The organism is Bacillus sp. HY001 (assembly GCF_007558965.1).
In the GTDB taxonomy this organism is placed as follows: domain Bacteria; phylum Bacillota; class Bacilli; order Bacillales; family Bacillaceae_G; genus Bacillus_A; species Bacillus_A mobilis.
This window is the reverse complement of record NZ_VLTE01000005.1, coordinates 637,266-664,052: the sequence shown is the minus strand read 5'-3', so window position 1 is coordinate 664,052 and position 26,787 is coordinate 637,266. Positions and strand designations below refer to the sequence as shown.

The following is a 26,787-nucleotide window of genomic DNA, read 5'->3' as shown; positions in this document are numbered from 1 at the left end:
CAAGGCGGAAACGATAACCAAGGCGGAAACGATAACCAAGGCGGAAACGATAACCAAGGCGGAAACGATAACCAAGGCGGAAACGATAACCAAGGCGGGAACGACAACCAAGGCGGAAACAATAACCAAGATAATAACACAACCATTGATCCAAAAGCTCTTAAAGATGGTGACTACAGTATTGGCTTTAAAGTGTTAAAAGATAAAACAGAAGAAATTTCAATCATGAACACATATACAAAGAGTCCAGCTGTACTAAAAGTGAAAGATGGTAAGAAGTATGTATCGTTTACATTAACGAATAGTGCATGGATTACAAAATTTGATTTTGAGAAAAATGGTTCATTTGTTAATGCAAAAGTGTTAAGTGAGAATAAAGAGCAAAATACAAAAGTAGTAGAGTTAGAAGTAGATGATTTATCGAAAAAATTAAATGCAAAAGTAAAAGTAGATATCGATGCAATGAATTATCACCATTTCTACGATGTTCAATTTGTATTTGATGAAAACAGTATTAAAGCTTTAGGTAACCAAGGCGGAAATGATAACCAAGGTGGAAACGACAACCAAGGCGGAAACGACAACCAAGGCGGAAACAATAACCAAGGTGGAAATAACAATCAGGGCGGAAACGATAACCAAGGTGGAAACAATAACCAAGGCGGAAATAATAAACCAAAAGTAATAGTTGATCCAAAAAATTTAGTAGATGGTGAATATGATATTCCATTTAAAGTGTTAAAAGATAAAACAAATGAGCTTTCAAAGATGCATGACTACACTGTACATCCAGCAAAATTAATCGTGAAAGATGGTAAAAAGTACATTGAAATGACGCTGAAAAATAGTGCGTGGATTACGAAATTCCAAACAGAAAAAAATGGTCTATTTGCTGATGCAAAGCTAGTGAGTGAAGATAAAAATGCAAATACGAGAGTAGTGCAATTTGAAGTAAGTGATTTATTTGCAAAATTAAATGCAAAAGTAAAAGTAGATATCAACGAAATGAATTACCATCATTTCTACGATGTCCAAATTCAATTTGATACAAATAATATTGGTGCGTTAGGAACGATTAAAGAGGATCCAAAAAAAGATCCGAAAAATGATTCGAACAATCCAGTGATTACACCGCAAGTAGATAATGTAATAAAAGTAGAAAATCCTGATTTTAACCGAAATGCAGATGATAAGAAGAAAAAAGAAGACCAAAAAAATGATCCGAAAAAAGAGAAAAACTCAAAAACGGCAGATACAGCACAACTAGGTTTATATATGGTGCTACTGCTTGGGTCACTTGCTTTACTAGTTCGTAAATATAGAGCAGGTAGATTGTAATTTTTGGAGTCTTGATGCATGTCCGCATGCATCAAGACTTGTTTCATATTGTTCGGAAAGGAGTGGTGATTGAGAGTGAAGAAACTTGCAAGTGTACTAATGGCTATCATTTTATTAGTGAGTATAGCTGGATGCTCGGCGCCCAAAAAAGAAGCAACAAAGCAGGTAAAGAGTGAGAGTAAAGAGAGAGTTGTTGCCACGACAGTCGCTGTTACTGAAATTATGGATGCGTTAGAAGTCGATTTAGTTGGTGTTCCAACGAGTACGAAAGATTTACCAAAGAGATATAAAGGTTTACCTGAAGTCGGGAATCCGATGAGTCCTGATATGGAAAAGGTAAAATCATTAAAGCCGTCAGAAGTATTATCCGTGACAACACTTGAATATGAATTAAAGCCAGTTTTTGATGGTATAGGTATGAAACCAAACTTTGTAGACTTAACTAGTTTAAAAAATATGCAAACTTCCATTAGTAATTTAGGTAAGCAATATGGACGTGAGAAGCAGGCGGAAGCAGTTGTAACGAAGTTAGATAAAAAAGTTGCAGAGATTCAAAAAGCAGTAAAGGGAAAGAAAGAACCGACAGTGCTTATTTTATTAGGTGTGCCGGGGAGTTATTTAGTAGCAACAGAGCATTCTTACATTGGAGATTTAGTAAAACAATTAGGTGGTAAAAACATTGTACAAGGTGAGCAAGTAGAGTATTTAGCCTCTAATACAGAGTACTTAAAAAAAGCTGATCCAGACATTATTTTACGAGCAGCGCATGGTATGCCTGATGAAGTTGTAAAAATGTTTGATAAAGAATTTAAAACAAATGATATTTGGAAACATTTCGCGGCAGTTAAAAATAATCGTGTTTACGATTTAGAAGAGCGTTTATTTGGAACGACAGGAAATTTAGAAGCAATTGAAGCGTTAGATGAATTGAAGAAAATGATGTATCCTTGATGCATTTTAATATAAAGGAAGAGTGGAATGAATAAAAAAACTTGGAGTTTCTTCATTGTTACTGTATTACTTATTGTTATGACGTCATTGTCAGCAACGAAAGGAAGCTTAGAAATAGGGATAGTGGACCTTGTACAAGGGATATTTACAGGGGCCAATGAAGATGTTGAAGTAATTAAAGATTTACGTTTCCCGCGTATTATTATTGCGCTGTTTACCGGGGCGGCTCTTGCTGTTTCAGGTGTGCTTTTTCAAGCTGTTATGAAAAATCCACTTGCTGATGCTGGAGTGATCGGTATTTCTTCAGGAGCAAGCTTTATGACACTTGTTATTATTACGTTATTCCCGCAATTCTTTTTCTGGACACCAGTATTCGCCTTTTTAGGTGGTGCGTTCGCATGTTATCTCGTTTATGCATTTTCGTGGAGGTCCGGGTTAAGTCCACTTCGCATTATTTTAGTTGGTATAGCTATTAATGCGATGTTTACTGGATTAAATGAATCATTCATTACGATTTGCGGATATTTCATTAAGAGTATTAAGCAAACGACGACTTCTAACATAACGATGAAGACGTGGGGCGATGTAGAAATAATGGTTACGTATGGAACAATTGGTCTTATTCTTGCTCTATTTGTAGGAGCTTGGTGTAACTTATTATCGCTACAAGATAAGACTGCGAAAAACTTAGGTTTGCACGTGACGAGAGTTCGTCTTATTATCTCTGCTATTGCAGTACTTTTAGCGGCAGTATCAACAGCGATTGCAGGAGTTATTGCTTTCGTAGGATTACTCGTTCCGCACATTTCAAGGCAACTAGTCGGTTCAGATCATAAAGTATTAATTCCATTTTCTGCTCTTGCAGGAGCGTTATTAATTTTGACGGCGGATACGATTGGAAGGTTAATCGTGCCACCAAACGAAATTCCAGCAGCGACGATTATGGCAGTGATTGGTGGCCCATTCTTAATATTCTTGCTTAGAAAGAGTGATAAAGTTCATGGAAATTAAAAATGTAACCTTTTCGTATGATAATGTAACGGATCGATTAAAGTCGGTTAGTAGTGAAATAGAGATTGGTAAAATTACAACAATTATTGGTCCAAACGGTTGCGGGAAATCGACATTACTTGGCGTGATGTCAAGAAATCACGATCCTCGTAGCGGAGAGGTAATACTGGATGGGAAGGCGATTAGCCAATATAAACCGAAAGAGTTTGCTAGAAAGTTAGCCGTTGTCCATCAACAAAATGAAGCACCGGCAGATATGACAGTGGAGAAATTAACAAGTTTTGGTCGTATGCCGCATAAAAATATCTTTTCCTCACAAACTGATGAAGATAGAGAAGCAATCGAAAGGGCTTTAGCATGTACGAATTTGCTAAGCAAACGTGATAAAGAGATTCATGCTTTATCTGGTGGAGAAAGACAACGTGTTTGGATTGCTATGACGTTAGCTCAGAAAACACCAATGCTCTTTTTAGATGAACCGACAACTTATTTAGATATTTATTATCAACTTGAAATATTAGAGCTAGTAAAAGAGTTAAATGAAGTACATGGATTGACGATTGTTATGGTATTACACGATATTAATCAAGCGATTCGCTATAGTGATCATATCATCGTTATGAAAGACGGCGAGATTGTTACGAAAGGTAAGCCGAATGATGTTGTGACAGAAAGTATGATAAAGACGATATACGGTGTAGATGTCGTTGTAAAGCAAGATGAAGATACAGGATTGTATATGGTCCCAATGGGTATTTAAATATGCGAACAATCCGTTTTGAGGTGATAATTTGAGTAGTAAAAAAGAACGGAAGAAGAATTCTTTTTTTCAACGAATACTTACAGTTGTTTTTTTAGGTACCTTTTTCTATTCAGTATATGAATTAGGTGATATTTTCATGGATTACTATGAAAATCGTAAAGTAATGGCCGAAGCACAAAACATTTATGAAAAAAGTCCGATGGAAGAGCAATCACAAGACGGGGAAGTGCGTAAACAGTTCAAAGCTTTGCAGCAAATTAACCAAGAAATAGTCGGATGGATTACGATGGATGATACACAAATTAATTATCCAATCGTTCAAGCGAAAGACAATGATTACTATTTATTTCGTAATTATAAAGGTGAAGATATGAGAGCAGGAAGCATCTTTATGGACTATCGTAATGATGTGAAATCTCAAAATCGAAATACTATTTTATATGGTCACCGTATGAAAGATGGTTCTATGTTTGGAAGTTTAAAGAAAATGTTAGATGAAGAGTTCTTCATGTCACATCGTAAATTATATTACGATACATTATTTGAAGGATATGATCTTGAAGTGTTCTCGGTGTATACAACAACAACTGATTTTTATTACATTGAAACGGATTTTAGCACTGATACGGAATACACATCATTTTTGGAGAAAATCCAAGAAAAATCGTTGTACAAAACAGATACAAAATTGACAGCAAGTGATCAAATCGTAACACTTTCGACGTGTGACTATGCACTTGATCCGGAAGCGGGAAGGTTAGTCGTGCATGCGAAACTAGTAAAAAGACAGTAAATAAAAAAGTATAGAATATGAGAAGTGGTAATGCTTCTCATATTCTATACTTTAAAAAAAGAAATATGTTTACTGTGCTGCAGCCATTGGCATACGTACAACTTTCACATCATAGTAAGAGATTTTATTATCAAGAATATAATCTGGCATTCCACCTTGATGTGAGTGAGCTGCTTTAAATGCTGGGCTCTTCGTCCAACCTTGGAAATCTTCTTTTGCATTCCAGCGTGTGCTAATTGTTACTTCATCATAATCAACTGTATTTTGCGTTAAAAGAACTTCTAATCCTAAAAAGCCTGGCATCGTTTCAACTTGACCTACTTTATTAAAACGATCAATTAATTTATGTCCATTTCCCTTTGTAATTTTAGCTGTATTTGTAACAATAATCATGTTTTATTCCTCCTATTAAATGTAGCCTGTATTTTCGAGAACTCATATACATTAAATGATAATGAAAATCATTATCATTGTCAATGGTAAATGTGAAATATATAAGTATTTTTTCTACTATGTTGGACAGTAAGAATTTTAGTTCAAAATGTAGTAAATATGTGGCAGTTAAGCGAGAGAATGAGCGAGTTGTACTAGCAAAGCAATAATATGGTATAGTGAAACGAGGTTATTTTTTAGCCTCGTTTTTTATATGCTTCCTACGAATTAGAAAGCATGCAAATGGAAAGGAAGTTATTATATGCGATCAGAAGTAACTGTAAAAATAAAACCGAAATTTATAAAAGAAATTAAAAGTGGATATCCGCTTATTTTAAAAGATGCAATTCAAAATTTAAATGATGTTCAGGAAGAAGGAACAATCATTAAAGTAGTAGATGAGAAGAATCAATTCATTGGAAAAGGCTATTATGGAAAACAAAATAAAGGATACGGCTGGATTTTAACGAGAAAAGAGAGTGAACAAATTAATCAATCTTTCTTTGAAAGTAAAATAAAATCTGCCTTACATAAACGAAAGCAATTTTACAAAGCAAGTGATACGACAGCATTCCGCGCCCTAAACGGTGAAGGTGATGGTCTTGGTGGCTTAATCATCGATTATTATGATGGCTATTATGTAGTAAGTTGGTATAGTGAAGGGATTTATACTTTCAGAGATGAGATTATAGCAGCTCTTCAAAAAGTAGCAAACTTTAAAGGCATTTATGAGAAAAAGCGTTTTGATACGAAAGGGAAATACATTGAAGGTGATGATTTTGTAGCAGGAGAGCGCGGCGAGTTCCCGCTTATCGTAAAAGAAAATGGTGTGAACTTTGCGGTGTATTTAAACGACGGAGCGATGGTTGGTGTATTTTTAGATCAGCGTAACGTTCGAAAACAAATTCGTGATAAGTATGCAAAGGGAAGAACCGTGTTAAATATGTTCTCTTATACAGGTGCTTTCTCTGTATTTGCAGCGCTTGGCGGAGCGAGCAAAACGACGAGTGTCGACCTTGCAAATCGTAGTTTAAGTAAAACGATTGAGCAGTTTAGTGTAAATGAAGTTGATTATGAAGCGCAAGATATTATTGTAGAAGATGTCTTTCTGTACTTCAAATATGCAGCGAAGAAAAAGATGAAATTTGATATGGTTGTACTTGATCCTCCAAGCTTTGCACGTTCAAAAAAATATACATTTAGTGCAGCGAAAGATTATAAAAACTTACTAAAAGAAACAATTGCGATTACAGAAAATAAAGGGATTATCGTTGCTTCTACAAATTGTAGCGCATTTGATATGAAAAAGTTTAAAGGCTTTATCGATACGGCATTTAAAGAAATGAATGGTACATACAAAATATTAGAAGAACATTCTTTACCAGAAGATTTTCGTACCATTGATCAATTTAAAGAAGGCGACTATTTAAAAGTAGTTTTCATTGAGAAAATTAAAGGTTAATAAAGAAAAAGGAGCTCGAGTTTACTTGAGCTCCTTTTCTTATTGAATGATATTTTGTACTCTACCGACTTGCCCGTCCTGTAATCGCACTTTAATGCCATGCGGATGGGAAGGGGAGTTTGTTAAAATATCTTTTACAATTCCACGTGTTAATTTGCCTGTTCGTTGATCTTGTTTTAATACAATATCAACTTCAAGACCGGGTGCGATATTAGAACGTTTTTGTCCGTTCATTTATACACCTGTACGTCTACGTTGGTTGTTTGTTTTCTTCGTTTGTTGGTTTTGTAATTTTTTTGTTTCTTGGCTTTGGTTTTTGGAAGTTTGACCATTACCGTTACCTTGCTTTTTCTTTGCAAGTTGTTCGCGCATTAAATCAGCTAAGCTTACTTTTTTGTTTTCTGACATGATAAAGTCTCCTTTATATAAAGTTAATTATGAACTATCGTAGTAAATTTCATCATATCATTGTTATGGAAGGAAGGGAAGTTGGTTTGAAAATTCATATAATTCTTCACAGTATTCATTCGTTACGATACAATTAAAATGTTAATGTTTGTAAAAGAGGGGATAGACATATGTCACATCATATTTTATTAGTTGAAGATGACATCTCAATTCAAGAGATGGTGGAAAAGTATTTAATAAAAGAAGGTTTTCAAGTAACAATTGCGTCTGATGGAGAAGAGGGCGTGAACACATATTTAAAAGGTTCATTTGATTTGATTATCCTTGATATTATGATGCCAAAGCTAGATGGCTTAGAGGTTGTGCGAATCATTCGAGAAAAAAGTGCTGTTCCGATTTTAATGATGTCGGCAAAAGATACCGATGTTGATAAAGCTGTTGGATTAGGGCTTGGAGCAGATGATTACATTTGTAAGCCATTTTCTATGATTGAATTAGCTGCACGTGTAAAGGCAGGTATTCGGAGGTCTACGAAATATTCAACTACAGAAGAAACAGAAAAGATGATTCAAATTGGTGATCTAACAATTGATCCAATTAATTTTACGGTTGAAAAAAACGGAAAATCCCTCAAACTTACTTTAAAAGAATTTGAGATTTTAAAGCTATTCGTAAAGAATCAAAATCGCGTATTTACAAAAGCACAAATCTATACGTTAGTTTGGAACGAAGAGTATTACGGTGATGATAACGTTATTAATGTTCATATGAGAAGATTGCGTGAGAAAATCGAAAGTGATCCATCTAATCCAGAATATATTAAAACGTTATGGGGCATCGGCTATAAGTTGGAAGTGGTGTAGTATGGTCAATTTGTTAGTAGGTATTATTTTTATATTGTTATGCGTCATTTACATACAATATAAAATGAGAAAAAATAGTAGTAAAAATTTGCGATACACATATGAAAAGTTAGAAAGTATTGTAAATGGACAAACAGGTGAGAAGTTACTCGTTATGACAGATGATCTAGAATTGCAAAAATTATTAGTGGCAATTAATCAATTATTAGATGCAAAACAGAAAACGAATGCAGATCATGCAAAAGTAGAAATTTCGATGAGAAAAATGCTTTCAAATATTTCGCATGATTTAAAGACACCATTAACAGTTATTCTTGGATATACAGAAATGTTAAATAAGGATAAAACGATAAATAAAGAAGAACAGCAAATATTACTTGAAAAGGTGCATGTGAAAACGCTAGAAGTAATGGAACTAATTCATAAGTTTTTTGACTTAGCAAAATTAGAATCTGGTGACAAAGCAATCGAGATGACGAAAGTAAATATGAATGAAGTTTGTCGCGAGAAGATTTTATCTTTTTATGATTTAGTGACGACGAAAGGATTTCAAGTTCACATTGATATACCAGAAAGAAATATATTTGCACTTGGAAATGTAGAAGTATTAGGCAGGGTGTTGAATAATTTAATATCAAATGCGATTACATATGGAGACGATGGAAAGACACTTGGTATGATGTTAAGGGATGATGAAACGAATGTGTATATAGATGTATGGGATACAGGAAAAGGAATTGATGAATCTCATATTAATAAAGTGTTTGAGCGTATGTACACACTAGAAGATTCCAGAAATAGATTGTATCAAGGAAGCGGTTTAGGGTTAACGATTACGAAAAGGCTTGTGGAAGCGATGGACGGAGAAATACATCTTTCTAGTAAGCCGTATGAAAAAACAATTTTTACAGTTGTATTAAAAAAGATGCTGTTTTAGCTTGTAGAGAAGTAGATTCTACAAGCTTTTTTTCAGCGTAAGGAATTTGTAAGGAACGGGTAAGAAAAAAGAGAATTCCGTTGTCTATTATAGAAGTATAAGGTAGTGCGAAAGGAGACAGTGACATGACATATATATTAAAAACGAATCAGTTAACGAAAGTGTTTAAAGGGAAAGAAGTTATTTCTAGCGTTAACATGCATGTGAAAAAGGGAGAGATATACGGTTTCTTAGGACCGAATGGTGCAGGTAAAACAACGATTATGAAAATGATCACAAATTTAATAAAACCGACGAGCGGTGATATTGAAATTTTTGGTGAGAAGTTAACGGATACATCTTATGAATTGTTAAAGCGCATGGGGACAATTATCGAATATCCAATTTTTTATGATAAATTAACGGCGAAGGAAAACCTAGAATTACATTGTGAATATATGGGGTATTACGATAAAAACGCAATTGATCATGCTTTAAACTTAGTGAAACTGCACGGTATAGACGATAAAAAGGTAAAAGATTTTTCATTAGGGATGAAGCAACGACTGGGTATTGCAAGGGCAATCATGACAAAGCCAGAATTACTTATTTTAGATGAGCCAATTAACGGTTTAGATCCAATTGGTATTAAAGAATTAAGAGATTTATTTAAAATGCTTTGCAAAGAATATGGTATTACGTTATTAGTTTCTAGTCATATTTTAGGCGAGATGGAACAAATGGCGGATACAATTGGTGTAATTCAAAATGGAAAACTAATAAAAGAAGTTTCAATGAAGAGTATTAACGGAAAACAAACAGAGTACATTGAAATTACTGTTCCTGATGTGAAGCGTGCAGCTTATATTTTAGAAGATAAACTCGGTATAAAAAATTACAAAATAATGAGTGGAAACATGATTCGTGTGTATGAATTGAAGGCGACGCAGCAAGCTATTTCAAAAGCACTTATTATGAACGATGTAGAAATTGAAAGTATTAATAAGAAACATAGTTCCTTAGAAGAATATTTCTTAAATGTAATGGATGGAGAGGGCATTCATGCTTAACGGATTGTTAGTGAATCTAGTAAGTGGATTGATTGTAATGTTCATAAGTGGGATTTTATATTATAGAAAACCTGAGCGGAAATGGTTGTTAATTCTAATAGTGATAGGGATGTTAAGCTTTGTTACTGCTGGAATTAGAATGTTACCAGTGTAGAGAAAGTTATATAAAGAATGGAGGCGTGGTTTATATGTTTAAATTAATGAAGCTCGAATGGAAGAAACATCAATTATCTAGTTACCTTAAAAGTGTAGCAATTTGTATTATAGCAATTTTCGCTGTAGTAAGCCTTATGGCAGTGGGAATGAAAGCTGAGGAAGACGTGCTCTTCTCTGACTTCACACAGAAGATGGCTTTAGTAAATATTTTTATTAGGGTAACATTCATTATTTTTAGTTCGGTCATTTTATCACGTTTAGTAATTGATGAGTATAAGAACAAAACGATACAACTATCATTTATGTATCCGCTACAAAGGAAAATGCTAATGAGTGCGAAATTAACAATTGTTTTCTGTTTTTGTTTTGTGAGCACGATTATCGCGACTTTCATTATTAGCTTGCTCGTATATTTTGTGAGTCCAATGATGGGACTGATTGAAACACCTGCTACGATAGGCGAAATAATAGCTATCGTTCCAGGTACTATTATAAGTGCATTTATGATATCTGGTATAAGTTTAATTCCTTTATTTTTTGGAATGAGAAAGAAATCGACACCGACAACGATTACTTCAGCAGTAATAATTGGCTTGCTGATTAGTGGTAACTATGGTCCTGGAAACGGTCAAGTAAGTATGTTTGATTTTATAGCTATCCCAATCGTGCTCTGTTTATTAGGAATTTTCATTAGTTATTTATCGTTTCGTAAAATCGACAAGATCGATGTGGCGTGAAGGAAGCTTAAAACAACGACGAACTGGGGTATGAACAGTGAAAAAAATAATAGTAATTGCAATATTATTTTTGACAATTGCTAGTGCGGTTTTTGGTTTTAAGACATTTCAGGGGAAAGATTTTAAGAAAGAACAGTCTTTTGAGATAAATGATATAAAAGAAATAGAAGTGGACAATGAAAACTGGGATATTGAATTTAAAAGTACAGACGCTAATAAAATAGTAATTTCCGCTCAAGGTCAACGAGTAGATAAAGAGGTAGATCCTGTCGAAATAGAACAAGCAGGGAATAAAGTTATAGTTAAGCAAAAACAAAAGGCGATCAGATTCTTTAATGGTTTTACGTTTCGGAAGAAAAATAGTATATCTATAGCTATTCCGAAGAAAGAAATAGATAAAATTGTATTAAATAATAAATCGGGTGATGTGAAAATAAGGGGTATAGAAGTGAAAAATATTGTGACAAAAAGTGAGTCTGGAGATGAAATGGTTGTAGGACTATCGGCAGATAAGGGTGAATTCACATCCGAAAGTGGAGATTTAATGTTAAAAGATAGTTCGTTACAAGAAGTAAATATAACTTCTACTACTGGCGATAATTATGTGAACAATATAAAAAACGCAAATATGAACATCACTTCAACATCTGGTGAAGTATTACTGAAAGATATGAAAGAAGGAAAATCATTATTTATAGAAACAAAATCAGGAGATATTGGCGTACGGTATAAAGGGGTTCCGACTTCTTTGGAATTTATGGCTAAAAGTAATTCGTCTGACGTAATGGTGAATGTAAATGGACTTAATAAAGATAAAAATACAGAGAAGGTAAAAGCAGGAACCATTGGTGATGCAAAAAACAAAGTGAAGATTTTAAGTGAAACAGGAGCGATTTATATCGATTAAAATGTAAATGAAAGGAGGACTATTATGCTACGTCTTATGAAGCTAGAGTTGAAAAAGTTTAAGCTTGGATGGTATGTGAGGGGAGCGATTATTGCAAATATCGCTATACTGGCATTACTGATTTTTACGAGCATCGTTTCTCAAATAGAAGGAGAACCAGAAATGAGAGATCCACAGATGGTTTTGTTAATGGCTAGTACATTAGTAAGAGCAACATTTATTATTTTTGGTAGTGTGTTAATCGCAAGGTTAATAATTGGTGAATATAAAAACAAAACAATACTACTGATGTTTTCTTATCCAATTAACCGAAAGAAAATGATGGTTAGTAAGTTGGTTATTACAGCAACATTAACATTTATAACAGTTATTTTATCTAATATTTTAGTAGTAGGAATGTTCTTTGGGATAGATAGCTATTTTTCAATTCTTCCTAATTCATTCACAGTAGATCAATTGATGCAAGAAGGGATAAACCTTGTTCCTTTAGCCGTTGCAACTGCGGGAATAAGTTTAATCCCATTATATTTCGGAATGCGTAAACGTTCAGTACCAACTACAATTGTTTCATCCCTTATCGTTGTAGCAATTGCAATGAATAGCACTACGTTTTCTGTAGCAACTTTTCTTCCTCTTCAACTAGCATTGGCAGCAATTGGAGTTGTGATTGCATGTTACGGAATTAAAAATATAGAGAAGGAAGATGTAACTGTATGACAAGAATAAGAAAAAAGAGTTGGCGTTACACCAACTCTTTTTTGTATATGTATGCTTCGTTACTACTCTGTAAATTTGGAGTGTGTGCTTAAATACTCTTGCACTCCTGGAGAAATATGAAAGTTATTAGGACTTTTATATTCGATAGTAAACTCTCCGTCTCTACTTGTCTCAAAGGAGATTGCATAGCTATTCATTTTAGCATCGTAAGAAGTGTTTTTGACTTCCGCATCTAGATTAAAGTATTTTGTAATATATTCTTTTGATTCCGTAACTGCTGTTTGTTTTCCCCAAGGGGTGCCATAACTTGTGAAATAAAGAGATGCGCTAATAACCCCAATAATAGAAGTTAGTAAAATAGTTCCCATAACTATTTTTTTATTTTTTGTATTCAATTTGGTTGCTCCTCTTCATAATATGTATTCATTTTAACCTATCTTTTCCATAAAACAACCATTTAGTAAAAAATAGTTTCACATGAAACAAGTTACAGAAAAAGACAAGATGTGTAAACACCTTGTCTTTTTTTGTAGTTACATTTTAGGAACTTCCATGCCAGCTGCAGCCCATTCTTCTTTTGCTGGGCCATATACGCCAGGAACTGTTAAGCCAGCTTGCCGCATTAAAACTGTCATTTGTCCGCGGTGATGATTTTGATGATTGATGAGTGTCATTAAAAATATTGAGTTCGGCATAGGACGACCAAAGAAGTCATTAATAGTAGCTAAGTCTTTATCTGTCCATTCCCCTTGAAGGGCTTCAACAAAAGCCGCATTCACTTTACGATACTCATCTGCAATTGTTGCTGCAGAAGTTGGTACAGGATAATCCTTCGTTTCTCCTTCAAACTTAAGCCCTGTGCCAGATAGTATAACAGGAATTGCAGTGACGATATGCCAAGCAACTCTGCCTAATGTCCAGTGCCCAGGTGCAATTTCTTGTGATAAAGACTCATCTGTTAATGCATCGAGCATCTTTTGAGTAGACTCAGCTTCGTATGTCCATGATTGCAAGAAGCCTTCAATAGTTTGGTACATATTTATCCCTCCTAGTTATGTTCATAAGTTACATTCGTGAAAAAAAGATAGTTTCCTTTTGAACTATAAGAACGAATATAAAAAAGAGGCTTCTAACAAGAAGCCTCTTTTTTAACTAACCTTCTTCCTACTCTTCCTCATCAACCATAAGAAATAAGGTGCTCCAAGTACAGCAACGACAAGACCAGAAGGGATTTCTTTCGGGTATGCAATTGTTCGTCCGAGTAAGTCAGCAATGGCAAGAAGGATTGCTCCAAACAGTGCGGAGCAAACGAATAATCTTTGATGATTCATACCAACGACGATTCGTGCTAAGTGTGGTGCAACAAGACCTAGAAAGGCAATTGTGCCGACAGCTGCGATATTTACAGATGCAAGTAGTGTTGCTAACACAATGAGAACAAGGCGTGTTTTATTTACTGGTTGCCCGAGTCCTGTTGCTAAATCGTCTCCAAGTACGAGAACGTCAAGTTGTTTTATTAAGAAAAAGATAATAAGCACGAGAATAAGTGATGGATATAGAATGATATTTTCTAAGTGATTCCATCCTCTTGCATACGTACTACCTGATAGCCATGTTAAAGCAGCAGCAACGTTCAAATTTGCTCTAACGATAAAGATTTGAATGATAGCTGAGCCGAGAGCTGAAATACCGATTCCTATTAAAGCAAGGGCTGTTGGGCTAAATCCTGACTTCCATGAGAAGAAGAGGACAATTCCAACTGCAAGTAGTCCGCCGATAAATGCACCAATTGGTAGGAAGAAACCAGGAAGTGCAGGGAAGACGTACATAACGGTTAAGGCACCAACACCCGCTCCCGATGAAATACCAATAATAGAAGGGTCAGCGAGTGGGTTTCGTAATATACCTTGGAAAACAAGCCCACTTATTGCAAGGCATGCGCCAGCGATAGCGGCAACGAGCATTCTTGGTAAACGAAGGTTCATCATCATATTTTTATCAAATTGTGTTAATTGTCCTGTTATAGCATTTGTAATGCTTTCGATATAAGCGTTACTACCGATTGTAACACCGAGAGCAATTGTCACAATACAAAGCGTGATAGAGATAATGATTACCTTTTTATAAGAATAATAGCGAGAACTAGCTCCAGCTGCATTCGCACCGTTATCATTCATATATTGTTTCGACTTCATCATTTGATACACTAAGTAAATAAGCCAAGGTGATCCAATCATTGCCGTGACTGCCCCAACAGGAAGTTCTGCACCGGTTGGATCTATTAATCTACCGGCAACATCTGCCCCAAGTAATAATACTGCCCCCCATAAGAAAGAAGAAAGAAGGAGAGTAAAGTGTTGACGATAGCCAATAAGACGCATTAAATGTGGTGCAACTAAGCCGACAAATCCAATTGGTCCAACTACAGTAACGATGACTGCTGTTAAAAAGATTGCAGCAATGAAGGCGATAAGACGTGTTACTGCTGTTTTTTCACCAAGAGAAACAGCAACATCATCACCAAGTAAGAGAATGTTGAGTTTACGAGAGATAACAAGTAAAACTAGGAAAGAAATAATGATAAATGGAAAAGAAAATTGAACGCCATCCCAGTTATTTTGAATAAGAGAACCAGCTCCCCATAAAAATAAACCAGCTGTTTCATTTTCATAGAAAAGCTGCATCGTTCCAGTAAAGGCAGAAAGCATTAATGTAACGACCATCCCAGCTAGTGCCATTCTAAGTGGGGTTCCCTTTTTTCCACCAGAAATACGGTATACAAATAAAGCAGTAATAGCACCACCGATAAATGTGAAAAGAAGTGAATTAATTTGCAGACCTTTCGGTAAGAAAATTGTAGCCGCTACTAGAAAGAAATATGCACCAGAATGAATACCCATTGTACTGGATTCAGCAAGTGGATTTTTCGTTAACGTTTGTAAAATGACCCCAGATGCAGCAAGAGCACCTCCAGCTAAAATGGCAATTACGGCTCTAGGTAATCGAAGCATAATTAAAGTTTGATGCTCTAGTGATTGGTTCGGTGAGATAAGAGCATCAATAATCATACTATAGGAAATGTTTGCTTGACCTTGTCCGATATGAATAAAGAAAAGGAGGAGCAAGAGAGCTGCTCCTCCTCCGAATACAAGACTCGATCGAAGTGTATGTTGTAAGCTATTCATCGTGTAATCACTTCTTCGCTGTCATTATATCTGCTACTTGTGTTGCTAAAGATTTTGCAGACTCAGGACCACCGAAAATCCAAGTGTCGCCTTTTAATTTATACATTTTGTTCTCTTTTTTGAACTTTAATTCTTCCCAAGCAGGGTTGCCTTTTAGTTGCGTATCAAAAATGTTATCTTCATCCGCTACAATGTAAATGAAGTTTGAATCTTGTACACTTTGTAATGATTCTACAGTTGTTTGTTTGAAACCATCTGGCTCAGATTTTCCTGCTTCAAAAGTATTTGTTAAACCTAATTTTTTTGTAACTTGTAAAGCTACAGAATTGTCAGTTAGGATACGGAATGTTGGTACGTTTTTAGCAGTAAATGCTTGTGCCATTGCGATGTTTTTATCTTTTAAATCTGCTTTTTCAATTTTTGTTTTTGCATCAGCGAATGCTTTATCCATATCAGCTAATACTTTTTTACCCTCTTCTTCTTTACCAACAGCTTTTGCAATTTGTTTAAATGTTTCTGTCATCTCAGCAAAGTGATCGTTATTGCTTGTTGATGGATCGAACATAACTGTAGGAGCGATTTGCTCTAATTCGTTTTTAATTGCTTTACCACGGAATGAAGCTGTGATAATTAAATCTGGTTTTAGACGGCTAATTTCTTCTAAGTTTGGTTGTTGACGTGTCCCTACGTCTACAACATCTTTATCTGGTTTTGTTGCTGTATTTACCCATTTATTATAATTCTTAATGTCTGCCATCCCTACTGGCTGAACACCAAGCGCTAATAAGTCTTCTGAATATACCCACTCAAGTACAACAACTTTTTTCGCTGGTTTATCTAACTTTGTTTCTCCTTCAGCGTGTTTAATTGTTATAGTTTGTTTCTTATCGTCTGTCTTTGTTTCTTTTTTCTCCTCTTTTTGCTGTCCGCATCCAACAGCGAGTAGAAGAACAACTATAAAAATACTAAGAATTTTTTTCATATCCTGCCCCCAAATAAATTATTTTGTTTTTTATTGAAAATCATTATCAATTACAACACCCAAATCATACTATGAGGATATTTTTAATGTCAATATTTTTTTAAAATTTCGACGAAAAACAACGGATTATACAGAATTTTATATTTTATATTCGTTATTTATCCTGCTATTTGCCGAGGAGTCAGGCTGCCCATAAATGTCCAATTGATTCAACTAATAATCAGCGGAGAGGGGGCGAAAGTACAAGCAAAAAGAGAGCGAATCGCATGTAATAATTACTAGAATGTATGGAATGAATCTGTGTTTATCCCCGCTAGGTAAAGTATTTTTTGTTATTTAGATAGGTGTTTTCTAACTCGGTGATTGTACTTAAAAGATTGAATGTAAAGGACGTGATCAACATGTCTTCATGGAGCAATAATATAAATGGATATTGTGGGTGTAATAATCAAAATGGTGTACATGTTGATTCATGCTGTTTTAGTTGTGATGGGACAGTTCCTAAGCTGGGACCAACAGGTCCGACGGGTCCAACGGGAGCGACAGGAGCAACGGGAATAACGGGAGCGACAGGTCCAACAGGCCCAACAGGAGTAACGGGAATAACGGGAGCGACAGGCCCAACAGGAGCAACGGGAATAACGGGAGCGACAGGTCCAACAGGAGCAACGGGAATAACGGGAGCGACAGGCCCAACAGGAGCAACGGGAGCGACAGGCCCAACAGGAGTAACGGGAATAACGGGAGCGACAGGTCCAACAGGAGCAACGGGAATAACGGGAGCGACAGGTCCAACAGGCCCAACAGGAGCAACGGGAATAACGGGAGCGACAGGCCCAACAGGAGCGACGGGAATAACAGGAGCAACAGGTCCAACGGGAGCGACAGGCCCAACAGGAGCGACGGGAATAACAGGAGCAACAGGTCCAACGGGAGCGACGGGAATAACGGGAGTAACAGGGGCAACAGGCCCAACGGGAGCGACAGGAATAACAGGTCCAACAGGAGCGACGGGGATAACGGGAGCAACAGGTCCAACAGGAGCGACGGGGATAACGGGAGCAACAGGTCCAACGGGAGCGACGGGAATAACAGGAGTAACAGGCCCAACGGGAGCGACGGGAATAACAGGAGTAACAGGCCCAACGGGAGCGACGGGAATAACGGGAGTAACAGGGGCAACAGGCCCAACGGGAGCGACGGGAATAACAGGAGCGACAGGAATAACAGGAGCAACAGGAGCAACAGGTTCGACCGGTCCAACGGGAGTAACAGGTACAAGTATCACGGCGACGTATGCATTTGCAAATAATACGTCGGGTTCAGCGATATCGGTACTTTTAGGTGGAACGAATGTCCCGCTTCCAAATAATCAAAACATAGGCCCAGGTATTACTGTTTCTGGAGGGAATACAGTATTTACGGTTGCAAATGCTGGGAATTATTATATTTCATATACGATTAATATAACGGCTTCATTATTAGTCAGTTCACGGATTACAATTAATGGAACACCACTTGCTGGGACAATCAATTCTCCTGCGTTAGCAACCACATCATTTAGTGCAACAATCATTACAACTCTTGCAGCAGGAGATGCAATTAGTTTGCAACTATTTGGTTTGTTAGCTGTTGCAACATTATCAACAACTACACCAGGAGCTGTGTTAACGATAATAAGATTAAGCTAAATAATAACTCTCTTATTCTTTTATAGATTAGGAGAGTTTATACATATAATAAGAAGTTAATGGAGTGAAGCATAGTTATATAAAAGTCAGAATATTATGATTGTAACGTTATGGCGACTATAATATAATGAAAACAACCATCATGAATGAACATTCATTTATTTTTTATGTATTTGAAGGGGGAATGAAGGTGGAAAAACCATGGTTGAAAAGTTATCCAGAAGAAATTCCAAGTACGATTTCTTATGATATTCAGCCGCTTCATGGATACGTGGAACAGGTGGCTTCTCGCTATCCAGAAAAGAAAGCGCTTCATTTTTTAGGGAAGGATATTACATTTTCAGACTTCCACGATAAGGTGAAGAGATTTGCAAATTATCTTCAAAAGCTCGGTGTGGAAAAGGGTGATCGAGTTGCTATTATGTTGCCGAACTGTCCGCAATCTGTAATTGGTTATTATGGTACATTACTTGCGGGAGGTATCGTAGTACAAACAAATCCACTATATACAGAAAGAGAATTAGAATACCAGCTTCATGACTCGGGAGCAAAAGTAATTCTTTGTCTCGATTTAGTGTTTCCAAGAGTAACGAATGTTCAAGCTGCTACAAAAATTGAACATATTATCGTGACCCGTATTGCGGACTTTTTACCCTTCCCTAAAAATTTACTTTATCCATTTGTACAAAAAAAGCAGGCAAATCTTGTTGTAAATGTGTCGGAAAGTGAAACGATTCATCTATGGAAATCAGTAGAACGAGAAAGTAATGTTAATGTTGAAGTTCCTTGTGATCCTGAAAATGATCTAGCTCTTTTGCAGTATACAGGGGGAACAACGGGATTTCCAAAAGGGGTTATGTTGACGCATAAAAACCTTGTTTCGAACACTTTAATGGGAGCGCATTGGCTATATAATTGTAAAGAAGGAGAAGAAGTAATTCTTGGTGTTCTTCCGTTCTTTCATGTGTATGGGATGACAGCTGTAATGAATTTAAGTATTATGCAAGGGTATAAAATGGTGCTGATTCCGAAGTTTGATATGAAAATGGTTTTTGAAGCAATAAAAAAACATAAAGTCACACTATTTCCAGGGGCACCAACCATTTATATTGCACTATTAAATAGTCCCCTCTTAAAAGAATATGATATTTCTTCTATCGAGGCTTGTATTAGTGGATCTGCCCCGCTTCCTGTAGAAGTGCAGGAAGAGTTTGAGAGAGTTACAGGTGGCAAATTGGTAGAAGGTTATGGATTAACGGAGTCGTCGCCAGTTACACACGGGAATTTTTTGTGGGAAAAACGCGTGCCAGGAAGTATTGGTGTGCCGTGGCCAGATACAGAGGCAAACATTATGTCACTTGAAACTGGAGAGGCTTTACCTCCGGGTGAAATTGGTGAAATTGTAGTAAAAGGTCCTCAGATTATGAAAGGGTATTGGAATAAGCCAGAAGAAACAGCAGCTGTATTACAAGACGGATGGCTCCATACAGGGGATGTAGGTTACATGGATGAAGATGGATTTTTCTATGTGAAAGATCGTAAAAAAGATATGATTGTTGCGAGTGGCTTTAATGTGTATCCTCGTGAAGTAGAAGAAGTATTATATGAGCATGAAAAAGTGCAAGAAGTAGTGACGATTGGAATTCCCGATCCGTACCGAGGAGAGACAGTTAAAGCATTTGTTGTGTTAAAAGAAGGTATGGAGTGTTCTGAGGAAGAATTAAACCAGTTTGCGCGTAAATATTTAGCTGCTTATAAAGTGCCGAAAGTATATGAGTTTAGAGATGAACTGCCGAAAACGACAGTTGGAAAAATTTTACGTCGTGTCCTAATAGATGAAGAGAAAAAAAAGAATGAGGATGAGCAAACGGGCTAAGGCCCTTTCTTTTTGAAAAAATAGGATTGACACTTTTCTAAATAGTCAGTATTATAAGAATATGAATGACTATTCATTCAGTCATCTTCTTGAAGGGGACAGTAAAGTGAAGAAAAATAGACCGAAATACAATCAAATTATTGATGCGGCAGTCATTGTGATTGCGGAGAAGGGGTACCACCAAGCGCAAGTTTCTAAAATAGCAAAGCAAGCTGGGGTAGCTGATGGCACGATTTACTTATATTTTAAAAATAAAGAAGATATATTAATATCCTTATTCCAAGAGAAGATGGGAGAATTTGTCGAAACAATTCGTCAAAAAACAGCAGGAATTGAAAGCGCTGTATCGAAATTGTTCATGTTGGTAGAAACGCACTTCTTGCTGTTATCACAAAATGATCCTCTTGCTATCGTTACGCAATTAGAGCTAAGACAGTCCAATCAAGAATTACGCCTGAAAATAAATGAAGTATTAAAAGGCTACTTACAAGTTATGGATGAGATTTTAGAGACAGGTATAAAGCAAGGTGAATTCCAAGCGGATTTAAATGTTCGCGTGGCAAGACAAATGATCTTTGGAACAGTAGATGAAGTTGTGACCAATTGGGTAATGAGCGATCATAAGTATGATCTGGTCGCACTTTCAAAAACGGTACATGGGCTACTTATTGCAGCTTGTGGTTATCGTCAATAATGGGAGGGATCATGTTGAAATTCCTATCTGTAAGAGTTGAAGATCATATCGCGGTGGCGACGTTAAATCATGCGCCGGCTAACGCGATGTCTTCACAAGTTATGCATGACGTTACTGAATTAATTGATCAAGTGGAGAAGGATGATAACATTCGTGTTGTTGTTATTCACGGTGAAGGGCGCTTCTTCTCGGCGGGAGCAGATATTAAAGAATTTACATCTGTTACTGAAGCGAAGCAAGCGACAGAATTAGCGCAGCTTGGACAAGTTACGTTTGAGCGTGTTGAAAAATGTTCAAAACCAGTTATCGCGGCAATTCATGGAGCGGCACTTGGCGGCGGCCTTGAGTTTGCTATGTCTTGCCACATGCGCTTTGCAACTGAAAGTGCAAAACTTGGTTTACCTGAATTAACACTTGGCTTAATTCCTGGATTTGCAGGTACACAGCGATTACCACGTTATGTTGGGAAAGCGAAAGCTTGTGAAATGATGTTAACAAGTACACCGATTATTGGTGCAGAAGCATTAAAATGGGGACTGGTTAATGGAGTTTTTGCTGAAGAAACATTTTTAGATGATACGCTTAAAGTTGCAAAACAGATTGCTGGAAAAAGCCCAGCGACGACTCGTGCTGTACTAGAGTTATTGCAAACGACGAAATCGTCTCATTATTATGAAGGTGTACAACGCGAAGCTCAAATCTTTGGTGAAGTATTTACAGGTGAAGATGGAAGAGAAGGTGTAGCAGCGTTTTTAGAAAAGCGTAAACCTTCATTTAGTGGCAGGTAGTTCAATTATTTTTTTAATATAAATTAACAGAAAATTAAAATTGATAGAATCTTTCTGAAAAACAAGGGGGTAAATGGAATGAACATCTACGTACTCATGAAACGAACATTTGATACAGAAGAAAAAATCGTAATTAAAAACGGTGCAATTTACGATGGCGAAGCGGAATTCATCATCAACCCTTACGACGAATATGCGATTGAAGAAGCAATTCAAGTAAGAGACGCACAAGGTGGCGAAGTTACTGTTGTAACAGTCGGTGGCGAAGAAAGTGAGAAAGAACTTCGTACGGCATTAGCGATGGGCTGCGATAAAGCGGTATTAATTAATATTGAAGATGATGTTGAAAATGGTGACCAGTTCACGACAGCAAAAGTACTTGCTGAATATTTAAAAGATAAAGATGCAGATTTAATTTTAGGCGGGAACGTTGCAATTGATGGTGCATCTGGACAAGTTGGTCCACGTGTAGCTGAAGCGTTAAATATTCCATACGTAACGACAATTACAAAACTTGAAATTGACGGTACAAATGTGAAGATTGAGCGTGATGTTGAAGGTGATACGGAAGTAATTGAAACTTCATTACCAGTTTTAGTAACAGCACAACAAGGTTTAAATGAACCGCGTTATCCATCGCTTCCAGGTATTATGAAAGCGAAGAAAAAGCCACTAGAAGAAGTAGAATTAGATGATTTAGATTTAGAAGAAGATGATGTGGAAGCAAAGACAAAAACAATTGAAATCTATTTGCCTCCTAAGAAAGATGCAGGAAAAGTGTTACAAGGCGAGCTGCAAGATCAAGTAAAAGAACTTGTATCGTTGCTCCATACAGAAGCGAAAGTAATCTAATAAAATACGAAATTATATATGCAGGAGGGAAAATCTATGGCTCGTAAAGTATTGGTAATGGGTGAAGTTCGTGATGGATCGCTACGTAACGTTTCGTTTGAAGCGGTAGCAGCAGCAAAAACAATTGCAGAAGGCGGTGAAGTAGTAGGTCTTCTAGTTGGAGACAGCGTTGCCTCTTTTGCAAATGAATTGATTCATTACGGTGCAGATCGCGTTGTGACAGTTGAAAATGATAAATTAAAATCATATACATCTGATGGGTATGCACAAGCGTTTTTAGCTGTATATGCTGAAGAAAAGCCAGAGGGGATTGTATTTGGACATACAGCACTTGGTAAAGATTTATCACCAAAATTAGCAGCGAAACTTGAAGCTGGTCTAGTTTCTGACGTAACTGCTTTAGAAGTTGAAGGTGGAAATGTTATCTTCACTCGTCCAATCTACTCTGGAAAAGCATTTGAGAAGAAGATTGTAACAGACGGTATCTTATTTGCGACAGTGCGTCCAAATAACATTGCAACGCTTGAAAAAGATGAGTCTCGCAGTGGTGACGTATCTTCTATTACAGTAGATGTGAAAGACCTACGTACAATTATTCAAGATGTCGTCCGTAAAACTGCAGAAGGTGTTGATCTTTCTGAAGCGAAAGTTATTATCGCTGGCGGACGCGGTGTGAAGAGTGAAGAAGGATTCAAGCCATTAAAAGAGTTAGCTGACGTATTAGGCGGCGCTGTTGGAGCATCACGTGGTGCTTGTGACGCTGAGTATTGCGATTACTCATTACAAATTGGTCAAACTGGTAAAGTTGTTACGCCAGACTTATACATTGCATGCGGTATTTCGGGCGCGATTCAGCATTTAGCTGGTATGTCTAACTCGAAAATAATCGTTGCGATTAATAAAGATCCAGAAGCAAGCATCTTCAAAGTAGCTGACTATGGTATTGTTGGCGATTTATTTGAAGTCTTACCTCTTTTAACAGAAGAGTTTAAAAAGTTAAAAGTACATTCATGATTTGAGTACCCTTGAGTTCCAAGTGAAGTACCCCTATATATAGAAAAAGGTGAGAGATCCCCTGTCTCTCATCTTTTTAGTATGTAATCCGTATTTTTATATAGTATAAAGGAACACTTTTTTGTTACAATACATAACGATACATATTATTCGCCACGTATATAAGTTAATGATATACTCTTGGTAGAATATACTTGAAGGAGGAAATAAAATGGCAATTGTAAACGCAAATGACCAAAGCTTCGCATCTGAAACTAGCGAAGGTGTTGTATTATTAGATTTCTGGGCACCATGGTGTGGACCTTGTAAAATGATCGCTCCTGTATTAGAAGAAATTGATGCAGAACTAGGCGAAAAAGTAAAAGTAGTAAAAGTAGACGTGGATGAAAACCAAGAAACTGCTCGTCAATTCGAAGTAATGAGCATTCCAGCTCTTTTCGTATTAAAAGACGGTAAAGTAGTTGATCAAGCGTTAGGTTACAAACCGAAAGAAGCGTTAGTAGAATTAGTTTCTAAACACTTCTAAAATAAGGGAGCTGCCATTTGGCAGCTTTTTTTATTTTCTTTTTTTACACCTTTCCGTTACAATGAAAGAACGTATGTTGGGTGTTTTGGCATAGTATGTTTTCATGTGAAAATAAAAATGCTAAGCATGTAGAAATGGAGGGTGACGAGTGCACGAACATTTAAAAGAGAAGCTGGCTATTTTACCAGATCAACCTGGTTGTTATTTAATGAAAGATAAGCAAGGAACGGTTATATATGTCGGAAAGGCAAAAGTGCTTAAAAATCGTGTGCGCTCGTACTTTACTGGTTCACATGATGGAAAAACACTTCGGCTTGTAGGAGAAATTGTAGATTTTGAATATATTGTAACCTCCTCAAATCTAGAGGCTCTCATTTTAGAGTTAAATTTAATAAAAAAACATGATCCAAAATATAATATTCAATTAAAAGACGATAAAACATATCCTTTTATTAAAATTACAGCTGAGAAACAGCCGCGATTACTCATTACACGAAACGTAAAAAAGGATAAAGGAAAGTATTTTGGCCCTTATCCGAATGCACAATCAGCTCATGAAACGAAAAAATTGCTAGATCGTATGTATCCGCTTCGTAAGTGCTCAAATATGCCTGATAAAGTTTGTTTATATTATCATATGGGTCAATGTTTAGCACCGTGTGTGAAAGAAGTGACGGAAGAACAAAACAAAGAAATTGTAGATGAAATTATTAAGTTTTTAAATGGTGGACATAAAGAAGTTCGTTCAGAATTAGAAACAAAGATGTATGAAGCTTCAGAGAAACTAGAATTTGAACGTGCAAAAGAGTTACGTGATCAAATTGCGCATATCGATGCGATTATGGAAAAACAAAAGATGATCATGAGTGACTTAGTGGATCGTGATGTGTTTGGATATGCAGTTGATAAAGGATGGATGTGTGTTCAAGTTTTCTTTGTTCGAAAAGGAAAGCTAATTGAACGTGACGTTTCTATGTTTCCGATTTACGATGAACCAGAAGAGGGATTTTTAACGTTCATTGGTCAATTTTATGAGAACAGCAGTCATTTTAAGCCGAAGGAAGTTGTCGTTCCAGGAAGTATAGACTCAGAGTTAGTAGAGCGCTTTTTAGAAGTGGAAGCGACACAGCCGAAACGTGGTAAGAAAAAAGATCTTGTAGAATTAGCAAATAAAAATGCGAAGATTGCTCTTGAAGAGAAATTCTACTTAATTGAACGTGATGAAGAGCGAACGATTAAAGCGGTAGATCAGTTAGGGAAGCAGCTTGGGATTGAAACACCTTATCGTATTGAGGCGTTTGATAACTCAAATATTCAAGGGACGAATCCTGTTTCTGCAATGATTGCTTTTATCGATGGGAAACCAGCTAAGAAAGAATACAGGAAATATAAAATTAAAACGGTTCAAGGACCGGATGATTATGAGTCTATGAGAGAAGTTGTAAGACGCCGTTATACAAGGGCACTGAAAGAGAGTTTGCCTTTACCAGATTTAATCATTATTGATGGTGGAAAAGGTCATCTGGCAGCTGTAAGTGATGTTCTAGAAAATGAACTCGGTTTATATATTCCGATGGCAGGTCTTGTAAAAGATGACAAACATAAAACCTCCCATTTAATTATTGGGGACCCACCTGAACCTGTGATGCTTGAGAGAAATAGCCAAGAATTTTATTTATTGCAGCGCATTCAAGATGAAGTGCATCGATTTGCGATTACATTTCATCGTCAATTACACGGGAAATCTGTTATTCAATCAGCACTGGATGATATTCCAGGAATCGGTGATAAACGGAAAAAGGTATTGTTGAAACATTTTGGTTCATTAAAGAAGATGAAGGAAGCTTCTGTAGCTGAATTTGTCGAAGCGGGTATGCCGAAAAATGTCGCAGAAACGATTTATACTTATTTAGCGGATAAGAAGACGTTGTAGTTTACAACGTCTTCTATTTTCTGGTATAATTTCTGAAGATTTAAAATAAATCTAACTGAATGAAAATACAAAAAAGTCAACTAAACTTATATGTCTAGTTGACTGTAGGTAATGCTACACTTCGATGAGATCTTTTATATCCCATTTCACAAGAAATGTAATAGAGTCTGAACGTTTTTTCTTTTCTTCATAGGACTCTGCAACGACGTTTCGTTGTTTTTGAATTTGTTCAGCGATAAATCCAGCTTCTAATTGATAAGAAGAATGTCTGTTTTGTTTTTGGCGTTCAGCGATGAGTGTGCCTTTAAGTTGGAACTGCATTTCACGACGCTTATGTTCAATAATGCTTAAAGTGCCCCAGCCAGCTTTTTCGAAGAACTGAATGACTTCTTCAGTTGTTTCTAGTGGATATTTTCTTGCAAGGTTTCTACCGGACCAGTATAAAATACCATCTAAATCGTTACCGATTAAATCTGGTAGTAATTCTTCACGTAGCAATTCATAAGCGAAGGCGTTCAATGAAACATCTTCTAAAGATGTTGTATCGATTGTATTTTTACTCACAATATTCCCCTCTTTCTATAGGGATTATTATATAACATTTCTCATTTATAAAAACAGATTTTTCTTTGGGAAAATCTGAATATATAAGAAGAAAAAAAGAATTGGCAAATTATATGCAAATTATGTATACGTTTTCTTGACGCTTCGACAAAAATAGG

Annotated in this window: 29 protein-coding genes; 21 read left to right on the top strand and 8 right to left on the bottom strand. The window is 36.4% G+C overall.

Annotated features, from left to right (window positions below; translation table 11 throughout):
- From FOT98_RS06205 to srtB, 5 genes are all read left to right on the top strand, one after another.
- A partial coding sequence (locus FOT98_RS06205; protein WP_144290975.1) for an NEAT domain-containing protein occupies positions 1 to 1,338 on the top strand: 1,338 nt, incomplete at its 5' end.
- A 69-nt stretch (positions 1,339 to 1,407) separates the two neighbouring features.
- Complete coding sequence (isdE, locus tag FOT98_RS06200; protein WP_063262673.1) at positions 1,408 to 2,289, top strand: heme ABC transporter substrate-binding protein IsdE; 882 nt, start codon at positions 1,408 to 1,410, stop codon at positions 2,287 to 2,289.
- A gap of 27 nt (positions 2,290 to 2,316) precedes the next feature.
- Positions 2,317 to 3,300 (top strand): FecCD family ABC transporter permease, encoded by a 984-nt coding sequence (locus tag FOT98_RS06195; RefSeq protein WP_063262674.1) that lies wholly within the window; start codon positions 2,317 to 2,319, stop codon positions 3,298 to 3,300.
- The gene (locus tag FOT98_RS06190; protein WP_016086040.1) at positions 3,290 to 4,060 is read left to right on the top strand and encodes an ABC transporter ATP-binding protein; all 771 of its coding nucleotides are present in this window, start codon (positions 3,290 to 3,292) and stop codon (positions 4,058 to 4,060) included. The genes FOT98_RS06195 and FOT98_RS06190 overlap by 11 nt, the downstream gene beginning before the upstream one ends.
- 31 nt (positions 4,061 to 4,091) lie before the next feature.
- Entirely contained in the window at positions 4,092 to 4,856 is a 765-nt protein-coding gene (gene srtB / locus FOT98_RS06185) for a class B sortase (protein WP_063262675.1), read from the top strand.
- A gap of 69 nt (positions 4,857 to 4,925) precedes the next feature.
- Here the strand turns inward: srtB and isdG are convergent, their stop codons facing one another.
- Positions 4,926 to 5,249 carry a heme oxygenase gene (gene isdG / locus FOT98_RS06180; protein ID WP_000587815.1) on the bottom strand — a complete coding sequence of 108 codons (324 nt, stop codon included), beginning with the start codon at positions 5,247 to 5,249 and terminating at the stop codon, positions 4,926 to 4,928.
- A 301-nt stretch (positions 5,250 to 5,550) separates the two neighbouring features.
- Here isdG and FOT98_RS06175 point away from each other — a divergent pair, with 301 nt between their 5' ends.
- Positions 5,551 to 6,750 (top strand): class I SAM-dependent rRNA methyltransferase, encoded by a 1,200-nt coding sequence (locus tag FOT98_RS06175; protein WP_063262676.1) that lies wholly within the window; start codon positions 5,551 to 5,553, stop codon positions 6,748 to 6,750.
- Positions 6,751 to 6,789: 39 nt separating this feature from the next.
- Here the strand turns inward: FOT98_RS06175 and FOT98_RS06170 are convergent, their stop codons facing one another.
- A complete protein-coding gene (locus FOT98_RS06170) occupies positions 6,790 to 6,984 on the bottom strand; it encodes a YwbE family protein (RefSeq protein ID WP_063262677.1) in 195 nt (64 codons plus the stop codon).
- On the bottom strand, positions 6,985 to 7,158 hold the full coding sequence (locus tag FOT98_RS32265) for a hypothetical protein (RefSeq protein ID WP_063262678.1): 174 nt from the start codon (positions 7,156 to 7,158) through the stop codon (positions 6,985 to 6,987).
- Between the two features lie 170 nt (positions 7,159 to 7,328).
- Here FOT98_RS32265 and FOT98_RS06165 point away from each other — a divergent pair, with 170 nt between their 5' ends.
- From FOT98_RS06165 to FOT98_RS06140, 7 genes are all read left to right on the top strand, one after another.
- The gene (locus tag FOT98_RS06165; protein ID WP_063262679.1) at positions 7,329 to 8,021 is read left to right on the top strand and encodes a response regulator transcription factor; all 693 of its coding nucleotides are present in this window, start codon (positions 7,329 to 7,331) and stop codon (positions 8,019 to 8,021) included.
- 1 nt (position 8,022) lies between these two features.
- Complete coding sequence (locus tag FOT98_RS06160) at positions 8,023 to 8,958, top strand: HAMP domain-containing histidine kinase (RefSeq protein WP_063262680.1); 936 nt, start codon at positions 8,023 to 8,025, stop codon at positions 8,956 to 8,958.
- A 125-nt stretch (positions 8,959 to 9,083) separates the two neighbouring features.
- Positions 9,084 to 10,007 (top strand): ABC transporter ATP-binding protein, encoded by a 924-nt coding sequence (locus FOT98_RS06155; RefSeq protein ID WP_063262681.1) that lies wholly within the window; start codon positions 9,084 to 9,086, stop codon positions 10,005 to 10,007.
- Positions 10,000 to 10,161, top strand: a complete 162-nt coding sequence (locus FOT98_RS32260; RefSeq protein WP_169833820.1) for a hypothetical protein — start codon at positions 10,000 to 10,002, stop codon at positions 10,159 to 10,161. Before FOT98_RS06155 ends, FOT98_RS32260 begins: the two co-directional genes overlap by 8 nt.
- Positions 10,162 to 10,195: 34 nt before the next feature.
- Complete coding sequence (locus FOT98_RS06150; RefSeq protein WP_063262682.1) at positions 10,196 to 10,900, top strand: ABC transporter permease; 705 nt, start codon at positions 10,196 to 10,198, stop codon at positions 10,898 to 10,900.
- A 37-nt stretch (positions 10,901 to 10,937) separates the two neighbouring features.
- Positions 10,938 to 11,807: a DUF4097 family beta strand repeat-containing protein gene (locus tag FOT98_RS06145; RefSeq protein WP_063262683.1), complete on the top strand. Its 870-nt coding sequence runs from the start codon at positions 10,938 to 10,940 to the stop codon at positions 11,805 to 11,807.
- Positions 11,808 to 11,831: 24 nt separating this feature from the next.
- Positions 11,832 to 12,524 carry an ABC transporter permease gene (locus FOT98_RS06140; RefSeq protein ID WP_063262684.1) on the top strand — a complete coding sequence of 231 codons (693 nt, stop codon included), beginning with the start codon at positions 11,832 to 11,834 and terminating at the stop codon, positions 12,522 to 12,524.
- Positions 12,525 to 12,586: 62 nt separating this feature from the next.
- Here FOT98_RS06140 and FOT98_RS06135 read toward each other — a convergent pair whose 3' ends face one another.
- From FOT98_RS06135 to FOT98_RS06120, 4 genes are all read right to left on the bottom strand, one after another.
- Positions 12,587 to 12,919: a YfjL-like protein gene (locus FOT98_RS06135; protein WP_063262685.1), complete on the bottom strand. Its 333-nt coding sequence runs from the start codon at positions 12,917 to 12,919 to the stop codon at positions 12,587 to 12,589.
- 138 nt (positions 12,920 to 13,057) lie between these two features.
- Positions 13,058 to 13,561, bottom strand: a complete 504-nt coding sequence (locus FOT98_RS06130) for a DinB family protein (RefSeq protein ID WP_063262690.1) — start codon at positions 13,559 to 13,561, stop codon at positions 13,058 to 13,060.
- Between the two features lie 111 nt (positions 13,562 to 13,672).
- On the bottom strand, positions 13,673 to 15,709 hold the full coding sequence (fhuB, locus tag FOT98_RS06125; protein ID WP_063262691.1) for a Fe(3+)-hydroxamate ABC transporter permease FhuB: 2,037 nt from the start codon (positions 15,707 to 15,709) through the stop codon (positions 13,673 to 13,675).
- A gap of 7 nt (positions 15,710 to 15,716) precedes the next feature.
- Complete coding sequence (locus FOT98_RS06120; RefSeq protein ID WP_063262692.1) at positions 15,717 to 16,691, bottom strand: ABC transporter substrate-binding protein; 975 nt, start codon at positions 16,689 to 16,691, stop codon at positions 15,717 to 15,719.
- Positions 16,692 to 17,092: 401 nt separating this feature from the next.
- Here FOT98_RS06120 and FOT98_RS06115 point away from each other — a divergent pair, with 401 nt between their 5' ends.
- The 8 genes from FOT98_RS06115 to uvrC all read left to right on the top strand — a co-directional run bounded on the left by FOT98_RS06115 (position 17,093) and on the right by uvrC (position 26,065).
- The gene (locus tag FOT98_RS06115; RefSeq protein WP_144290974.1) at positions 17,093 to 18,382 is read left to right on the top strand and encodes a collagen-like protein; all 1,290 of its coding nucleotides are present in this window, start codon (positions 17,093 to 17,095) and stop codon (positions 18,380 to 18,382) included.
- A 190-nt stretch (positions 18,383 to 18,572) separates the two neighbouring features.
- A complete protein-coding gene (locus tag FOT98_RS06110) occupies positions 18,573 to 20,258 on the top strand; it encodes a long-chain-fatty-acid--CoA ligase (protein ID WP_063261313.1) in 1,686 nt (561 codons plus the stop codon).
- A gap of 106 nt (positions 20,259 to 20,364) precedes the next feature.
- Positions 20,365 to 20,952 (top strand): fatty acid metabolism transcriptional regulator FadR, encoded by a 588-nt coding sequence (locus FOT98_RS06105; protein WP_080467624.1) that lies wholly within the window; start codon positions 20,365 to 20,367, stop codon positions 20,950 to 20,952.
- 11 nt (positions 20,953 to 20,963) lie between these two features.
- A complete protein-coding gene (locus tag FOT98_RS06100; protein WP_063261311.1) occupies positions 20,964 to 21,740 on the top strand; it encodes an enoyl-CoA hydratase in 777 nt (258 codons plus the stop codon).
- A 78-nt stretch (positions 21,741 to 21,818) separates the two neighbouring features.
- The gene (gene etfB / locus FOT98_RS06095; RefSeq protein ID WP_063261310.1) at positions 21,819 to 22,592 is read left to right on the top strand and encodes an electron transfer flavoprotein subunit beta; all 774 of its coding nucleotides are present in this window, start codon (positions 21,819 to 21,821) and stop codon (positions 22,590 to 22,592) included.
- A gap of 36 nt (positions 22,593 to 22,628) precedes the next feature.
- Entirely contained in the window at positions 22,629 to 23,606 is a 978-nt protein-coding gene (gene etfA, locus FOT98_RS06090; protein WP_061677092.1) for an electron transfer flavoprotein subunit alpha, read from the top strand.
- Between the two features lie 211 nt (positions 23,607 to 23,817).
- Entirely contained in the window at positions 23,818 to 24,132 is a 315-nt protein-coding gene (trxA, locus tag FOT98_RS06085; protein WP_001018946.1) for a thioredoxin, read from the top strand.
- A 148-nt stretch (positions 24,133 to 24,280) separates the two neighbouring features.
- Positions 24,281 to 26,065: an excinuclease ABC subunit C gene (gene uvrC, locus FOT98_RS06080; RefSeq protein WP_061677093.1), complete on the top strand. Its 1,785-nt coding sequence runs from the start codon at positions 24,281 to 24,283 to the stop codon at positions 26,063 to 26,065.
- Between the two features lie 114 nt (positions 26,066 to 26,179).
- On the opposite strand, the gene FOT98_RS06075 is transcribed toward uvrC, so the two are convergent.
- Positions 26,180 to 26,629 (bottom strand): YslB family protein, encoded by a 450-nt coding sequence (locus FOT98_RS06075; protein WP_000042227.1) that lies wholly within the window; start codon positions 26,627 to 26,629, stop codon positions 26,180 to 26,182.
- Between the last annotated feature and the right edge of the window lie 158 nt (positions 26,630 to 26,787).

Coding starts and splice junctions, on each gene's coding strand:
- FOT98_RS06190 (WP_016086040.1), top strand. CDS start 3,290: ATGGAAATTAAAAATGTAACCTTTTCGTATGATAATGTAACGGATCGA.
- etfB (WP_063261310.1), top strand. CDS start 21,819: ATGAACATCTACGTACTCATGAAACGAACATTTGATACAGAAGAAAAA.
- FOT98_RS06155 (WP_063262681.1), top strand. CDS start 9,084: ATGACATATATATTAAAAACGAATCAGTTAACGAAAGTGTTTAAAGGG.
- FOT98_RS06165 (WP_063262679.1), top strand. CDS start 7,329: ATGTCACATCATATTTTATTAGTTGAAGATGACATCTCAATTCAAGAG.
- FOT98_RS06175 (WP_063262676.1), top strand. CDS start 5,551: ATGCGATCAGAAGTAACTGTAAAAATAAAACCGAAATTTATAAAAGAA.
- trxA (WP_001018946.1), top strand. CDS start 23,818: ATGGCAATTGTAAACGCAAATGACCAAAGCTTCGCATCTGAAACTAGC.
- etfA (WP_061677092.1), top strand. CDS start 22,629: ATGGCTCGTAAAGTATTGGTAATGGGTGAAGTTCGTGATGGATCGCTA.
- FOT98_RS32260 (WP_169833820.1), top strand. CDS start 10,000: ATGCTTAACGGATTGTTAGTGAATCTAGTAAGTGGATTGATTGTAATG.
- fhuB (WP_063262691.1), bottom strand. CDS start 15,709: ATGAATAGCTTACAACATACACTTCGATCGAGTCTTGTATTCGGAGGA.
- isdG (WP_000587815.1), bottom strand. CDS start 5,249: ATGATTATTGTTACAAATACAGCTAAAATTACAAAGGGAAATGGACAT.
- FOT98_RS06130 (WP_063262690.1), bottom strand. CDS start 13,561: ATGTACCAAACTATTGAAGGCTTCTTGCAATCATGGACATACGAAGCT.
- FOT98_RS32265 (WP_063262678.1), bottom strand. CDS start 7,158: ATGTCAGAAAACAAAAAAGTAAGCTTAGCTGATTTAATGCGCGAACAA.
- FOT98_RS06195 (WP_063262674.1), top strand. CDS start 2,317: ATGAATAAAAAAACTTGGAGTTTCTTCATTGTTACTGTATTACTTATT.
- FOT98_RS06150 (WP_063262682.1), top strand. CDS start 10,196: ATGTTTAAATTAATGAAGCTCGAATGGAAGAAACATCAATTATCTAGT.
- FOT98_RS06120 (WP_063262692.1), bottom strand. CDS start 16,691: ATGAAAAAAATTCTTAGTATTTTTATAGTTGTTCTTCTACTCGCTGTT.
- FOT98_RS06170 (WP_063262677.1), bottom strand. CDS start 6,984: ATGAACGGACAAAAACGTTCTAATATCGCACCCGGTCTTGAAGTTGAT.
- FOT98_RS06140 (WP_063262684.1), top strand. CDS start 11,832: ATGCTACGTCTTATGAAGCTAGAGTTGAAAAAGTTTAAGCTTGGATGG.
- FOT98_RS06160 (WP_063262680.1), top strand. CDS start 8,023: ATGGTCAATTTGTTAGTAGGTATTATTTTTATATTGTTATGCGTCATT.
- FOT98_RS06100 (WP_063261311.1), top strand. CDS start 20,964: ATGTTGAAATTCCTATCTGTAAGAGTTGAAGATCATATCGCGGTGGCG.
- FOT98_RS06115 (WP_144290974.1), top strand. CDS start 17,093: ATGTCTTCATGGAGCAATAATATAAATGGATATTGTGGGTGTAATAAT.